At 43.2% G+C, this 14605-nt stretch carries 15 protein-coding genes; 14 read left to right on the top strand and 1 reads right to left on the bottom strand.

Annotated features, from left to right (window positions below; translation table 11 throughout):
• Positions 1 to 909 precede the first annotated feature (909 nt).
• The 11 genes from rpmH to P8596_RS23775 all read left to right on the top strand — a co-directional run bounded on the left by rpmH (position 910) and on the right by P8596_RS23775 (position 11147).
• Positions 910 to 1044, top strand: a complete 135-nt coding sequence (gene rpmH, locus P8596_RS23825; protein WP_034764748.1) for a 50S ribosomal protein L34 — start codon at positions 910 to 912, stop codon at positions 1042 to 1044.
• Positions 1045 to 1209: 165 nt separating this feature from the next.
• Positions 1210 to 1584 carry a ribonuclease P protein component gene (gene rnpA, locus P8596_RS23820; protein WP_034764749.1) on the top strand — a complete coding sequence of 125 codons (375 nt, stop codon included), beginning with the start codon at positions 1210 to 1212 and terminating at the stop codon, positions 1582 to 1584.
• 142 nt (positions 1585 to 1726) lie between these two features.
• Positions 1727 to 2515 carry a YidC family membrane integrase SpoIIIJ gene (gene spoIIIJ / locus P8596_RS23815; RefSeq protein ID WP_034764750.1) on the top strand — a complete coding sequence of 263 codons (789 nt, stop codon included), beginning with the start codon at positions 1727 to 1729 and terminating at the stop codon, positions 2513 to 2515.
• Positions 2512 to 3129 (top strand): RNA-binding cell elongation regulator Jag/EloR, encoded by a 618-nt coding sequence (jag, locus tag P8596_RS23810; protein ID WP_279725458.1) that lies wholly within the window; start codon positions 2512 to 2514, stop codon positions 3127 to 3129. Before spoIIIJ ends, jag begins: the two co-directional genes overlap by 4 nt.
• A 349-nt stretch (positions 3130 to 3478) precedes the next feature.
• Positions 3479 to 4864 (top strand): tRNA uridine-5-carboxymethylaminomethyl(34) synthesis GTPase MnmE, encoded by a 1386-nt coding sequence (mnmE, locus tag P8596_RS23805; RefSeq protein WP_034764754.1) that lies wholly within the window; start codon positions 3479 to 3481, stop codon positions 4862 to 4864.
• A 56-nt stretch (positions 4865 to 4920) separates the two neighbouring features.
• Positions 4921 to 6813, top strand: a complete 1893-nt coding sequence (gene mnmG / locus P8596_RS23800) for a tRNA uridine-5-carboxymethylaminomethyl(34) synthesis enzyme MnmG (protein ID WP_279725457.1) — start codon at positions 4921 to 4923, stop codon at positions 6811 to 6813.
• Positions 6814 to 6834: 21 nt separating this feature from the next.
• Positions 6835 to 7551, top strand: coding sequence for a 16S rRNA (guanine(527)-N(7))-methyltransferase RsmG (gene rsmG, locus P8596_RS23795; RefSeq protein ID WP_279725456.1), 717 nt, complete (start codon positions 6835 to 6837; stop codon positions 7549 to 7551).
• Between the two features lie 119 nt (positions 7552 to 7670).
• Positions 7671 to 8534 carry a nucleoid occlusion protein gene (noc, locus tag P8596_RS23790; RefSeq protein ID WP_159363164.1) on the top strand — a complete coding sequence of 288 codons (864 nt, stop codon included), beginning with the start codon at positions 7671 to 7673 and terminating at the stop codon, positions 8532 to 8534.
• Between the two features lie 200 nt (positions 8535 to 8734).
• Entirely contained in the window at positions 8735 to 9496 is a 762-nt protein-coding gene (locus P8596_RS23785; protein WP_034764762.1) for a ParA family protein, read from the top strand.
• Positions 9489 to 10328 (top strand): ParB/RepB/Spo0J family partition protein, encoded by an 840-nt coding sequence (locus P8596_RS23780; protein ID WP_061811184.1) that lies wholly within the window; start codon positions 9489 to 9491, stop codon positions 10326 to 10328. Before P8596_RS23785 ends, P8596_RS23780 begins: the two co-directional genes overlap by 8 nt.
• Positions 10329 to 10433: 105 nt before the next feature.
• A complete protein-coding gene (locus P8596_RS23775; RefSeq protein ID WP_254652727.1) occupies positions 10434 to 11147 on the top strand; it encodes a DUF554 domain-containing protein in 714 nt (237 codons plus the stop codon).
• 42 nt (positions 11148 to 11189) lie between these two features.
• Here the strand turns inward: P8596_RS23775 and yyaC are convergent, their stop codons facing one another.
• The gene (yyaC, locus tag P8596_RS23770; RefSeq protein ID WP_224522416.1) at positions 11190 to 11810 is read right to left on the bottom strand and encodes a spore protease YyaC; all 621 of its coding nucleotides are present in this window, start codon (positions 11808 to 11810) and stop codon (positions 11190 to 11192) included.
• Positions 11811 to 12066: 256 nt separating this feature from the next.
• Between yyaC and P8596_RS23765 the strand changes: the two genes are divergently transcribed.
• From P8596_RS23765 to ychF, 3 genes are all read left to right on the top strand, one after another.
• Positions 12067 to 12993: a mechanosensitive ion channel family protein gene (locus P8596_RS23765; protein ID WP_224522417.1), complete on the top strand. Its 927-nt coding sequence runs from the start codon at positions 12067 to 12069 to the stop codon at positions 12991 to 12993.
• A gap of 13 nt (positions 12994 to 13006) precedes the next feature.
• Positions 13007 to 13207 (top strand): DUF951 domain-containing protein, encoded by a 201-nt coding sequence (locus P8596_RS23760; RefSeq protein WP_034764770.1) that lies wholly within the window; start codon positions 13007 to 13009, stop codon positions 13205 to 13207.
• A 252-nt stretch (positions 13208 to 13459) separates the two neighbouring features.
• Entirely contained in the window at positions 13460 to 14560 is a 1101-nt protein-coding gene (gene ychF, locus P8596_RS23755) for a redox-regulated ATPase YchF (RefSeq protein WP_060674606.1), read from the top strand.
• The last annotated feature ends 45 nt before the right edge of the window (positions 14561 to 14605 follow it).

Genomic DNA, 14605 nt, shown 5'->3' with positions numbered 1-14605 from the left:
TCCTGATCCCTCCTTTTCTTAGTTTGTATAACTTCTGTACAATCATTACGTGCTATACATTCCTTAAACTCATGCTATTTTATAAAAATACAATTCGTTGAATGTGGAAAATATATATAATAAGGAAGGAAAATGGTTTTTCGACATTATCCACCACTTGTGGACAACGTTTTACAAACCCTCTGTATAAGTTACCCACATGATATCCACATTTTGTGGATAAGTTATTTCCGTAAACACAGTTATCAAGAGTGAAAACACAATAATCATATCAAAATATCCTTAGAGGTGCAATGCTTTTTAAATTTTATCCACAACCCCCCACACCTTGTGGAATGAAATTGTCCACAACCCAAGAACTTGTGAAAAAGTTGTCAGTATGTGTTGTGGATAATTTAAAACCATGTCGAATCCTATCCACAGGCACGTTAAATAGAAAAATGGGATAGGGTTTGTAGAAGGAAAATAAGGATGAGTCATTTGAGTGTTCTTGGAGAGGCATGACGATCGAAGGAAATCTTGTAAAGAAAAAATTAGGTGGTTAAAAGAGTAGCTGGAACCCTAAAAAGCACCGGAATGATTTTTAATGCGTTTATTCTTATCGGATAAGATGTCTAAAAAACTCAAATAGTTGATTGAAGCGAAAGGTGCTCGACTCCTGCGGGAAACGCTGGACAGGTGAGACCCCGGAAGGCGAAGCCTGAGGAGGCTCACCGCCAGCCCCGCGGAAAGCGAGCACCTGCAGCGGAAATCAACCACCACTGGCTCAAAGCAAATGAGTAAAGACGGATTAACTAACACTTAAAAAGAAAAATAATCTGAGTGTTGACTTTTTATGGGTACCGTCTTTATAATAGTGAGGAATGTCTTTAACTTTTTTTAAAGATATCCTTCAGGGAGGTGTCATAGATGAAAAGAACGTTTCAACCAAATAACCGCAAAAGAAAAAAGAATCACGGTTTCCGTGCACGTATGAGCTCTAAAAACGGACGCAATGTTTTAGCTCGCCGTCGCAGCAAAGGAAGAAAAGTACTATCTGCCTAGACCACTGAACTGACTCAGTGGTCTTTTTTTTCCTTTCTATTAGGAAATAAGACGATTTGGCTCGTTCGTATTATGGTTAACGAGAAAAAGTACTTATAATTTCATATGAATGAGCCAATAATGTCGAGGTTAGATCAAGACAAAAATGAAAATTAGGTGTGGTCCATGCGGAAAGAACAAAGAGTAAAGAAAAATAAAGAGTTCCAGGAAATATTTAAAAAAGGAACATCCTTCGCGAATCGTCAATTCGTCTTGTATCTATTAAAGAAGGAAGAGCCTCAGCCATTTCGAATCGGGATTTCCGTCAGTAAGAAAATCGGGAATGCTGTGTGCCGTAATCAGATCAAGCGTTACGTGAGGCAGGCTTTCTTAGAATTACAAGAAGAGGTGCACGATCAGTACGATTATCTTATCATCGCCAGAAAACCGGCGGCCGACATGAATTTCCATGAGGTGAAGGGGAGTCTCACCCATGTATTAAAAAGAGGAAAAGTATTGAAAAGGTCTTCTTATGGCAAATATGATAGGAAGAAGTCATAACATTTTGAGAGAATGACAGGTTTCGTCATCACAAGCCAAGGAAAAGATGTTACAATACGAGGGATTGTACTTTTTTTGGGTACGGGATGATGGTACTTGTTTACATTTTATTTGAAAGATATTAGTTGGGAGGAAAATAAGGGTGAAAAAGAGAATGATAGCCCTGGTGGGAATCATTGGGCTAATGGCTATTCTATCAGGTTGTACAGATTACAATAAGCCGATTACATCTGATAGTAGCGGAATATGGAATGAATATATTGTCTATCCTTTATCGCAATTGATTACCATGGTTGCAGAATTCATGGGCGGATCTTACGGATTAGCGATTGTCATCGTTACATTGCTCATTCGTTTAGCGATTCTGCCATTGATGATCAAACAAACGAGAAATTCAAAAGCCATGCAGGCATTACAACCTGAAATGAAAAAACTGCGTGAAAAATATAGCTCTAAAGATGCACAAACTCAGCAAAAGCTTCAACAAGAAACGATGGCTTTATTCCAAAGTCACGGGGTGAATCCGTTAGCGGGTTGTTTACCATTGATCGTTCAAATGCCGATCTTGATCGGTTTCTACCATGCGATCGTCAGAACACAGGAAATCAAAGCGCATAACTTCTTATGGTTCGATCTCGGTAATCCTGATCCATACTATATTTTACCTTTAGTAGCAGGTTTAACAACGTTCATCCAACAAAAATTAATGATGGCGGGTACAGCGAATCAGAATCCGCAAATGGCCATGATGCTTTATATCATGCCGGTCATGATCATCATTTTTGCGATTAACTTCCCTGCAGCTCTATCCCTTTACTGGGTGGTCGGAAATCTATTCATGATTGCTCAAACCTACTTCATCAAGGGACCTGAGATTAAAGAAGCGCAAGCAGTCAAAGCTGGTGGGAATTCGGGAGGAAAGAAAAAGTGAGAGAAGTAGAAGCGACTGGTCAAACGGTGGAAGAAGCCATTGAATCAGCCTTGTCTCAACTGAATATCACCAAAGAAGAAGCAGAGATCGACGTCATTGATCAAGGTAAAAAAGGTTTATTCGGATTGTTCGGCGGAAGGCAGGCAGTCGTCCAAGTGAAGAAAGCGGTTGATCCGGTAGAGGAAGCGAAGAATTTTCTTCTATCCGTAGCACGTGAAATGGGCGTGGAAGCGACCATAGATGTGAAAAGGGATGGAAGAGATGTGGAATTCAACATTTCCGGTGAAAAAATGGCTCTATTGATTGGCAAAAGAGGACAAACGTTGAATGCTCTTCAACATTTGTCGCAATTGGTCGCCAATCGGGTATCCGGTCAGTTCATCACGATCCTGTTGGATGCCGAAAACTATCGGGAAAGACGGAAGCAGACGCTGACAACGCTTGCGGAACGTTTAGCAGAAAAGGCACTGCGCACCAATCGCTCTGTTTCATTGGAACCGATGCCCTCTTATGAACGAAAAGTGATCCACACCGCTTTAGTGGATTCCAAAAGGGTCGATACCCATTCAGAGGGAAGAGAACCCAATCGATACATTGTCATTGCACCAAAATAATGAAAGACGATTCCTTTCGGGGGATCGTTTTTTTTTGGTTAAGCGGCTTGCGGAATTTGTCATATTTTGCAGAATGGAAAATATTATTCCAACATTCTCCTCTCCACTTATCCATTCTTTACCTCCTGCCTATTCTTATTTTCATCCCGGTTTATTGTTATTCACATGTGGATAAGTTAAAATAATAGAGATGAGATGTTATCTATGTGGATAACATTATTTGGTGACGAACAAAGGGTTTCCTTTCTTTAGTATTAAAACGGAATGTGATATTCTAATAATTTGGGGAAACGTTACTTTATACTATACATTTCATATAAATAGGTCAGCTATAAGAGAGGTGAACATAATGGAATTAGATACAATTGCAGCCATATCCACTCCGATGGGAGAGGGAGCGATCGCCATCGTCCGTTTGAGCGGTGAGCTGGCATTCGATATCGGTGATAAAGTCTTTAAGGGAATGAAGGGGAGTTCCATGAAGGAATTTGCATCCCATACTATTCATTATGGACATATCGTTGATCCCGACACCGATCAAGTGGTGGAAGAGGTCATGGTTTCCGTGATGAGAGGACCAAAGACATTCACCCGGGAAGACATTATCGAGATCAACTGCCACGGAGGACTTGTGTCGGTGAATAAGGTTCTGCAGCTGGTGTTGAAAAACGGGGCGAGACTCGCAGAACCCGGTGAATTCACGAAGCGTGCTTTCCTGAATGGCCGAATTGACCTTTCTCAGGCAGAAGCGGTGATGGATCTCATTCGGGCGAAAACCGACCGGGCCATGAATGTAGCCCTGAATCAAATGGAAGGCCGCCTTTCCAATTTGATTAGGAAGCTCCGGCAGGAAATCCTTGAAACACTTGCCCATGTGGAAGTGAATATCGATTATCCGGAGTATGATGATGTTGAAGAGATGACGCATAACGTACTTTTGGAAAAATCCAAACACGTCCGGGATGAAATTGAACGGCTGGTTCGAACCTCTGAACAAGGGAAGATTTTAAGGGAAGGTCTTTCTACGGTAATCATCGGACGGCCCAATGTAGGGAAATCATCCCTCTTGAACAGCCTTGTTCACGAAAATAAAGCCATTGTGACGGATATTCCGGGAACCACACGTGATGTGATCGAGGAATATGTCAACGTAAGGGGAGTCCCTCTCCGTCTTGTTGATACGGCCGGGATTCGTGAGACCGAAGACATCGTTGAACGGATCGGCGTCGAACGCTCGAGACAGGTGTTGAAGGAAGCCGATTTAATACTACTCGTGCTCAATTATGCGGATGAATTGACCTTTGAGGATGAACAGTTATTCGAAGCGGTGAGGGGAATGGACGTCATTGTCATCGTGAACAAAACGGATCTGCCTCAGAAGATTGATATAGATAAGGTAAGAAAGCTTTCCGAAAATCATCAGCTGGTGACAACGGCTTTACTGGAGGAACAGGGAATCGATGAACTGGAAGAAGCCATTTCATCCTTATTCTTTGCGGGATCCATCGAAGCGGGGGATATGACATATGTGTCCAACAGTCGTCATATCGCCTTACTCAACCAGGCATCCCTTGCAATCAATGAAGCGATCGACAGTGTGGAAATGGGGACACCGATCGATATTGCACAGATCGATCTGACGAGAACGTGGGAACTATTAGGTGAAATCATCGGGGATAGCGTTCATGAAAGCCTGATTGATCAGCTGTTTTCTCAGTTCTGCTTAGGAAAATAAACACTATTATAATGTGGACGGTACTTATCCGTCCGACAAGGAGGAAATAACAAACCATGCAATATGACGCAGGGCAATATGATGTCATTGTCATTGGTGCTGGCCATGCCGGGGTAGAAGCGGGACTTGCTTCTGCACGTATGGGAGCAAAAACGTTAATGGTCACCATTAACCTGGATATGGTCGCCTTTATGCCGTGTAATCCATCTGTCGGTGGACCGGCAAAGGGGATCGTTGTAAGGGAAATCGACGCTCTCGGTGGAGAGATGGGTCGTAACATAGATAAAACGCATATACAAATGAGGATGTTGAATACAGGAAAAGGTCCTGCTGTACGTGCATTGCGCGCGCAGGCAGATAAATTTCTTTACCAGAATGAAATGAAGCGGACAATTGAAAACGAACCGAACATGACCTTGATGCAGGGAATGGTTGAGGAATTGATCGTGGAGGATAATGAATGTAAAGGTGTCGTCACGATGACAGGTGCCGCTTACCGTGCCAAAACGGTCGTCATCACCACGGGTACATTCCTTCGTGGAGAAATCATCTTGGGAGACCTGAAATATTCAAGTGGTCCCAATAACCAACAGCCTTCCATCAGATTATCTGATCACTTGCATGAACTCGGTTTCGATACGGTTCGGTTTAAAACCGGGACACCGCCGCGGGTCAATAGCTCGACCATCGATTATTCGAAAACGGAGATTCAGCCAGGTGATGACGTACCACGTGCATTCAGCTATGAAACGACCAAATACATCACGGATCAACTTCCATGCTGGCTGACGTATACGAATGAACTGACTCATCAACTGATCGACGACAATCTACATCGTTCGCCAATGTATTCAGGTATGATCAAAGGAACGGGACCTCGGTACTGTCCTTCTATTGAAGATAAAGTCGTGCGTTTCCACGACAAGCCGCGTCATCAGATCTTCCTAGAGCCGGAAGGAAGAAATACTCAAGAAGTGTATGTTCAAGGGTTATCGACAAGCCTGCCTGAAGATGTTCAGCAAAAAATCCTGCAGACCATTCCGGGTCTTGAAAAAGTACAAATGATGCGTGCCGGTTATGCCATCGAGTATGATTCCATCGTACCGACGCAATTATGGCCGACACTTGAGACGAAAAAAATTAAAAATCTGTATACCGCGGGGCAAATCAATGGAACATCCGGCTATGAAGAAGCGGCTGGACAAGGATTGATGGCAGGAATCAACGCTGCTTGCCGTGCACTTGATAAAGACGAAGTGATCTTAAGCCGGTCAGATGCTTATATCGGGGTACTGATCGATGACCTCGTGACAAAAGGGACGAACGAACCGTATCGTCTTTTGACATCACGTGCGGAATACCGCTTGTTGCTCCGTCATGATAATGCCGATCTTCGTTTAACGGATATCGGTCATAAGATCGGATTGATCTCAGAGGATCGCTTTGAACGATTCACGGCGAAGAAAGAAGCGATATCTGCCGAGAAGAAGCGACTTGAATCCGTTCGCATCAAACCGAGTGAAGAAACTCAAAGGGTTATCCGTGAAGCAGGCGGAAGCGAGCTGAAAGACGGGATACTGGCAGCTGATCTCCTGAAGCGGCCGGAAATGAATTACAGCCATATTAAGGCACTTGTCCCAAGTGACATTGAGCTTGATCCCGATGTAGAAGAACAAGTGGAAATCCAGGTGAAATACGAGGGGTATATTGAAAAATCCCTTCAACAGGTCGATAAAATGAAGAAGATGGAAAATAAACGAATTCCTGAGAACATTGATTACAGTGCAATCAGCGGATTGGCTTCTGAAGCAAGACAGAAATTGATCGAGGTCCAGCCTCTTTCTCTTGCACAGGCCTCCCGCATTTCAGGCGTGAACCCTGCAGACGTATCCATTTTGATGGTCTATATTGAACAGGGGAAAATCGCCAAGGTATCCGGTGATCAATAGAAGTAAAGGAAGGATCATTTCATGAACGTAAATGAATTTCAATCAATGCTTGAGGAGAAGGGGATTTCCCTTTCTTCCAAGCAATTAGATCAGTTTGAACGTTATTATGAATTGCTTGTTGAATGGAATGAAAAAATGAATTTGACGGCAATCACTGACAAAGAAGACGTGTATTTAAAGCATTTTTACGATTCAATCAGTGCAGCATTCTATGTCGACTTCACGGAAGTTCAATCTCTGTGTGATGTTGGGGCTGGTGCCGGTTTCCCAAGTATCCCGCTTAAAATATGCTTCCCGCATCTACATATTTCGATTGTTGATTCCTTGAATAAGCGCATTACATTCTTAAATCATTTGTCGGATGAACTGGGACTTGCAAATACCCATTTTTATCATGATCGTGCAGAGACATTTGGAAAAAATAAGGCTCACCGTGAAAAATATGATATGGTTACTGCAAGAGCCGTAGCCAGAATGTCCGTTTTAAGCGAATTATGCCTGCCGCTTGTGAAAAAAGGTGGAGCATTTGTCGCCATGAAGGCTTCCAATGTCAATGAAGAGCTGTCCAACGCAAAGAAAGCCATCGGGACACTTGGTGGACAAACCGATAAAATGTATTCCTTCATCCTTCCTGAAGAGGAAAGTGAACGGAAAATCGTGAAAATCAACAAAGTGAAAGAAACGCCTAACAAATATCCCAGAAAACCCGGGACCCCGAATAAATTACCGTTAGAATAGTATGGTCACTCTCCTGCCTTCATCGGTCATGGTATAATCGACATATAGTGAGAAGGCAGGAAATGGACATATTTTAGAGAATATTAATAAAGGGAGTTTCTTAAAGGTGGTGTAGGAAGATGAAGCATCCTTTCTCTCGTTTTTTTGGCCTAGGTGAAAAGGAGCAAGATGTTGAATCTGAAGAGTCGAATGTAGTGGAAGAAGATCGTGATGAAGTGAGGAAGATACAGGTCTCACAAATCATCCCGAATCGATTTCAACCAAGGACTGTGTTTAATGATGAAAAGATAGAAGAGTTATCCAGAACGATTCATACTCATGGCATCATCCAGCCGATCGTGGTGAGACAGTACGATGATGACCAGTTTGAGATCATTGCGGGTGAACGGAGATACAGAGCCGTTCAAAAGCTTGGCTGGGAAACCGTACCGGCGATTGTGAAGAATCTTAATGATACAGAAACAGCCTCTGTCGCATTAATTGAGAACTTACAAAGAGAAGAACTCTCTCCTATAGAGGAAGCAATCGCATATGGAAAACTGTTGGAATTACATGATCTAACTCAAGAAGCCCTTGCTCAACGCTTAGGAAAAGGACAATCAACCGTGGCGAACAAGCTTCGTCTCCTAAAGCTTCCAGAAGAAATTCAATCAGCCCTACTAGATAAACAAATCACTGAACGTCACGCCAGGGCTTTGATTCCTTTGAAGAATGCTGAAAAGCAAATCCAGCTTCTTCAGGAAATCATTGAAAAGAGCTTGAATGTCAAACAGACCGAAGACCGGGTTGTGAAAATGCAAGAAGGAACGACCCAAAAGCCGAAGCCTAAAAGGAAGGCCTTCAGCAAAGACATGAGAATTGCCGTGAATACGATCCGACAATCGCTGTCCATGGTATCCGATAGCGGAATCAATCTCGACTCAGAAGAAGAAGAGCACGAGGAATTCTATCAATTCACCATTCGTATTCCGAAAAAAAAATAGATTCGTAGTCTAAAAGTGAGAAACATATCCGATCCGTTTCTCACTTTTTTTATTGCAAGAACAACAGAACCCTTCCTATTTATGGAAAGGTGTTTCTTTTTGAAAAATTGACAGACAATTATCCGGGAATTTTGATAGAATAAAAGAATACTGTGTAAAATTGAAATCAATCTTAGGAAGTCAAAAGGTAGGTGACAACCTTGGGCAGAATCGTAGCCGTTACAAACCAGAAAGGCGGGGTGGGAAAGACCACGACATCCGTCAATTTGGGGGCTTGTTTAGCTTATATAGGGAAAAAGGTTTTACTTGTAGATATCGACCCTCAGGGAAACGCCACTAGTGGTGTCGGCGTGGAAAAAGGGGATGTACAACAGTGTATCTATGATGTGTTAGTGGATGATGTAGATGTGAAAGATACGATCAAACAATCAAAAGTAGAGAACTTATCGATTGTCCCTGCAACGATTTCACTTGCAGGAGCGGAAATTGAATTGGTTCCGACCATCTCCCGTGAAGTCCGTTTAAAGAAAGCGCTGGAGAAGGTAAAGGACGAATTCGATTTCATCATTATCGATTGTCCCCCTTCATTGGGACTCCTGACGATCAATGCGTTAACCGCTTCGGATGCTGTCGTTATACCGGTCCAGTGTGAATATTATGCCCTCGAGGGATTAAGTCAGCTGTTAAGCACGGTCCGTTTAGTGCAGAAGCATCTGAATCATGACCTTATGATTGATGGTGTATTGTTAACGATGCTTGATGCCAGGACCAATTTGGGGATCCAGGTCATTGAAGAAGTGAAAAAATATTTTCAAGACAAAGTGTATCGCACAATTATCCCACGTAATGTTCGTTTAAGTGAAGCACCCAGTCATGGTGAACCGATTATCATCTATGATGCGAAATCCAGGGGAGCAGAAGTTTATTTAGAACTGGCAAAGGAAGTGGTGGCGAATGGCTAAAGGTTTAGGAAAGGGCATCAATGCTCTCTTTACTAATATGCAAACAACCCAAAATGAAGAGTCCGTCCAGGAAGTGAGCCTGAAAGAAATAAGGCCGAACCCTTATCAGCCACGAAAGATCTTTGAGCCGCAGGCAATCGAAGAATTGAAAGAATCGATACTGGAGCATGGGATCCTCCAACCGATCATTGTCCGTAAGTCCATTAAAGGGTATGAGATTGTGGTCGGTGAACGCCGCTACCGTGCAGCTACGGCGGCTAAGTTAGAGACAGTTCCCGTCGTCGTGCGTGAATTGAATGATCAACGAATGATGGAACTTGCCGTTTTGGAAAACCTTCAACGCGAGGACCTGACGCCTATCGAGGAAGGCGCAGCCTATCAAATGCTGATGGATAAATTAAATCTTACTCAGGAAGAACTGGCGAAACGATTAGGGAAGAGCCGACCTCATATCGCGAACCATATTCGCTTACTCTCCCTTCCTGCACCCGTTCAGGAACTGATTTCTGAAGGGAAGCTGTCAATGGGACATGGACGTGCCCTTCTTGGATTGAAAGATAAAAAGAAGTTGTCCATGATTGTGAATCGGATCCTGAAAGAATCATTAAACGTCCGTCAATTAGAAAAAATCATTCAAGAAGCCAATGACAATGTTCCACGTGAAACAAAAAAGAACGAGCGGAAAGATGTTTTCATCCAGGAACAGGAATCACTCTTGCGGGAACGCTTCGGTACAACCGTAACGATTAAACAATCGAAGAAAAAAGGGAAAATCGAACTGGAATTCTTTTCGAAGGAAGACCTGGATCGGATTTTAGAATTATTGCAGTAGCATCAAGGGACTGACTTAAGTGGTATATTATATTCCATTTAAGTTAGTCCCCTTCCATATGGTACATATACTATTCTTTGGGAAATAATCATAAGGGGAAACGTCATGGTACTTTTAGGAACGCTAGTAAATGGAGTATGTATTATTATCGGGACGCTTCTCGGGAAAATCCTGCATCGCATACCTGAAGATATGAAGGGAACGGTCATGAAAGCGATCGGACTCGCCGTTATCGTTCTTGGTTTACAGATGGGGTTGAAAAGTGAAAACTTTCTCATCGTGATCATCAGCCTTGCCCTTGGTGCTGCCTGGGGAGAGTGGATGAATCTCGAGGACAAGCTCAATGCCCTGGGGAATTGGTTAGAAACGAAGATAGGCAGCAAAAATGAAACGTCCATTTCTCAAGGTTTTGTAACCGCCACCCTGATTTTTGTCATTGGGGCAATGGCCGTGATCGGTGCGCTGGACAGCGGGATCAGGGGAGATCATGATGTTCTTCTGACCAAATCGATCATTGATGGATTTACTTCTTTAATCTTAACGACGACCCTCGGGATCGGTGTCATGTTCTCGGCCATTCCAGTCGTCCTGTATCAAGGAATCATCGCCCTATTCGCTACTCAGATCCATCAATGGGTGCCTCAGGAATTGATGGATGCTTATATTGTCGAAATGACGTCAACAGGAGGCATCATGATTTTTGCGATTGGACTCAACCTCCTGGGTGTTACGAAAATAAGAGTCGCCAATTTACTTCCGGGCATTATCGTGGTGGGCATGGTGGTCGGAATCATCCACGCCTATCATTTGTATATGTAATCAAAAAGGGAGATGGCGTAACGCGCCATCTCCCTTTTCTCTTTACTGCTGCAATTCTTCCCGCCATTTTTCGATACTGACGGCATTTCTCCGTTCTACAGAATGACCTGCCAGCACAATCGCTTCGGCAATCGTCCTCGCCATTTTCATGACAAGATTCAAACGGGTATTCTGCAGGACAAAGAACTCCATGAACCCACTGACATTTACAATACCGGTCAAATGAATCTCTCCGACCTCAGGCAGCTCTTTATTGACTCCGGCTCCCGGGCGCAAAGGGCCTTCACTCAACTGGATGGCACCAACACTCTTTAATCGTCCAAGACAGGCATCTACACCTATGATAAAGGGATTGATATGTTTAGAAGAGATATCCTTGAGCTTCTCTTCCAGATTGACGGCATGGATCGGATCATCCAATGTCCCATAGACATGGAATGGTTTAATATCCTGTTCCTCTATTAGTGTGCCAACCAAAGGCCCCAATGAATCCCCTGTCGAACGGTCCGTACCGATACAGACAAACACGATGGGCCTTGTACGATAATAAGTGGGAAGCATCGACGACAATTGAACAGAAAGATCCTGTGCCGCACGCTCTTCCTGATGAAGGACTCTAAAAGGTTCAGATCTTCGTTCAAATAGTCCTTTTTTTAGATTCATCGCTTCCACTCCTTTGAATGTGATTAGGGGGATTATGTTGAAATTGACTATGTCAGGTCTTGCCACCAGAATCATACTATTTAAGTATTATCAGTATACGGACGATTTCTTTTTTTCATACATAATAAACTCCAATTTTTCATAAAATAAAAATTTTCTAGAAACTATTCTTTATGAGGTTATATCTACACAAGGAGAGGGAAAGTTGATAAAATAAGGAATACTTCTTATTGAATGATAAGTGGAGGTTCGATATATGAGTGCAAATGATACCAAAGCTAAGGTAGATGACACGATTGATAAAGCTACTGAGAAACTGATAGATAATGAAATGTGGATGGCCCTGGGAACAGGTGCTGTAAAGATTATTGCCATTATGGTTATTACATATCTTGCCCTAAGGGTAGGAAGGTCTGCGATTCGAAACGTATTCAAAGTCCGTTCCCGCTCCCCTCTTAAGTTCACTGAACGAAGGGAAGCGACCTTATCCAAATTGTTGGAAAACGTCCTGACCTATGTGATCTATTTCATCAGTCTGATGACTATATTATCGACTCTGGAAATCGATGTGAAAGGACTCATCGCCGGTGCCGGGATTGTCGGCCTTGCCGTCGGTTTCGGTGCACAGAATCTGGTACGTGATATCATCACCGGTTTTTTCATTATCTTCGAGGATCAATTTTCAGTTGGCGATTATGTTCGCATCGGTTCTGCAGAGGGAACCGTCGAAGAGATCGGCCTGCGAACGACAAAAATCAAAAGTTGGACAGGGGAATTACATATCTTCCCCAATGGGAATGTTACGGAAGTGACGAACTTCTCCATCCATAACAGTATCGCAGTCGTGGATGTCAGCATTGCATACGAAGAAAATATTGAAGAAGCCGAGAAAGTGATGCAGGAACTTCTTCTCGCTTTGCCGCAAAAGTACGAAGACCTTGTGAATCCGCCTGAGCTGTTGGGGGTTCAAACCCTTGGAGCATCCGATGTCGTCATTCGTATCGTTGCTGAAACGGTTCCGATGAGACATTGGTATATGGCCAGGATGATCAGGAAAGAAGTGAAACTTTGCCTGGATGCGCATGGTATCGAGATTCCATTCCCTCGTATGGTGATGTATTCACGTCAAGATGAAGAAGAGATTCACCCCCGTGAAAAGCAAAGAAGACTTGAAAGCGAATAAGGAGGAATAACCGGTGGAACCAAAGACATTCACATTAAATGATATTGTAGAGATGAAGAAGCCTCATCCATGTGGGACGAACCGCTGGAAAGTGATCCGTATGGGGATGGATATTCGCATCAAGTGTGTCGGGTGCGGTCACAGTGTCATGATCCCCAGAAAAGACTTTGCGAAAAAAATGAAAAAAGTCATCTCAAGCGGTGAAGAAGAATAAGTATTCTTTTTTTACCCATAATTCTTTTGACCTAATCCACCTTATGTTCACATGAATGTAATCAAGAGCATCCACTCGTTTCCCAAAGAGCGGATGCTTTTTTCTGCTGGGATGTTTTCCTATGGAACACTGGAAGCTTCACTTGTCTTTTCCCACTATTATCTCTATAATTGTGAAAGGTTCGACCGTTTACTAGTTTTTTGATCTTACAGGATTTTTAATAGATAAGAATATGGATGAGGAGTGACTGAAATGGCATTAACAGCTGGTATTGTGGGACTACCTAACGTAGGGAAATCCACACTATTCAACGCAATTACAAAAGCAGGTGCAGAATCTGCGAACTACCCGTTCTGTACCATTGATCCGAACGTAGGAATCGTAGAGGTTCCGGATCATCGTCTCGATAAATTAACAGAACTTGTGGACCCGAAGAAGACGGTTCCCACTGCCTTTGAATTCACGGATATTGCCGGGATTGTAAAAGGGGCAAGTAAAGGAGAAGGACTGGGGAACAAATTCCTATCCCATATCCGTCAAGTGGATGCGATCTGTCAGGTTGTCCGTTGCTTTGCAGATGATAATATTACACACGTATCCGGTAAAGTAGATCCGATTGCGGATATCGAAGTCATCAACCTGGAGTTGATCCTGGCCGACCTTGAAACGGTGGATAAGCGTCTGGCAAGAGTTCAGAAAATGGCGAAGCAAAAAGACAAAGAAGCGGTATTTGAGCACGACATCCTTGTGAAAATCAAAGAAGCGTTGGAAGCAGAACAACCAGCTCGTACAGTTGAGTTCTCGGATGAGCAAATGAAGCTTGTGAAGCAGCTTCATCTTCTGACGTCTAAGCCTGTATTATATGTAGCAAACGTAAGTGAAGATGAGATCGCGGATCCTTCTGATAACGAATATGTTCAGAAAGTACGTGAATTTGCGAAGGACGACAATGCAGAAGTGATTGTTGTCTGTGCGAAGATCGAATCTGAAATTGCAGAGCTTGACGATGAAGAAAAGGCGATGTTCCTGCAGGAATTAGGCATCGAGGAATCCGGCCTTGATCAGCTGATCCGTGCTACCTATTCCCTATTGGGACTTGCTACTTATTTCACAGCAGGTGTACAAGAAGTCCGTGCCTGGACGTTCCGTGAAGGAATGAAAGCCCCTCAATGTGCAGGTGTCATCCACACCGACTTCGAAAGAGGATTCATCCGTGCCGAAACGGTATCTTATGAAGATTTAGTGGCTGCCGGTACAATGGGTGCAGCCCGCGAAGCAGGAAAAGTCCGTTTGGAAGGGAAAGAATACCTTGTAAAAGACGGAGACATCATTCACTTCCGCTTTAACGTGTAAGTTATATATAAAAAGACTAGAGTTTCGATTCTAGTCTTTTTTTTT

Origin of the sequence: Rossellomorea sp. DA94 (genome assembly GCF_029834455.1) — a bacterium.
In the GTDB taxonomy this organism is placed as follows: Bacteria; Bacillota; Bacilli; order Bacillales; family Bacillaceae_B; genus Rossellomorea; species Rossellomorea vietnamensis.
Note: the sequence above shows the minus strand (reverse complement) of the source record. Positions and strands in the feature narration are given on the sequence as shown.

Excerpts from the sequence above, each read along its gene's own strand:
- rpmH (WP_034764748.1), top strand. The coding sequence starts at position 910 with ATGAAAAGAACGTTTCAACCAAATAACCGCAAAAGAAAAAAGAATCAC.
- rnpA (WP_034764749.1), top strand. The coding sequence starts at position 1,210 with ATGCGGAAAGAACAAAGAGTAAAGAAAAATAAAGAGTTCCAGGAAATA.
- mnmE (WP_034764754.1), top strand. The coding sequence starts at position 3,479 with ATGGAATTAGATACAATTGCAGCCATATCCACTCCGATGGGAGAGGGA.
- mnmG (WP_279725457.1), top strand. The coding sequence starts at position 4,921 with ATGCAATATGACGCAGGGCAATATGATGTCATTGTCATTGGTGCTGGC.
- rsmG (WP_279725456.1), top strand. The coding sequence starts at position 6,835 with ATGAACGTAAATGAATTTCAATCAATGCTTGAGGAGAAGGGGATTTCC.
- noc (WP_159363164.1), top strand. The coding sequence starts at position 7,671 with ATGAAGCATCCTTTCTCTCGTTTTTTTGGCCTAGGTGAAAAGGAGCAA.
- P8596_RS23780 (WP_061811184.1), top strand. The coding sequence starts at position 9,489 with ATGGCTAAAGGTTTAGGAAAGGGCATCAATGCTCTCTTTACTAATATG.
- P8596_RS23775 (WP_254652727.1), top strand. The coding sequence starts at position 10,434 with ATGGTACTTTTAGGAACGCTAGTAAATGGAGTATGTATTATTATCGGG.
- yyaC (WP_224522416.1), bottom strand. The coding sequence starts at position 11,810 with ATGAATCTAAAAAAAGGACTATTTGAACGAAGATCTGAACCTTTTAGA.
- P8596_RS23765 (WP_224522417.1), top strand. The coding sequence starts at position 12,067 with ATGAGTGCAAATGATACCAAAGCTAAGGTAGATGACACGATTGATAAA.
- ychF (WP_060674606.1), top strand. The coding sequence starts at position 13,460 with ATGGCATTAACAGCTGGTATTGTGGGACTACCTAACGTAGGGAAATCC.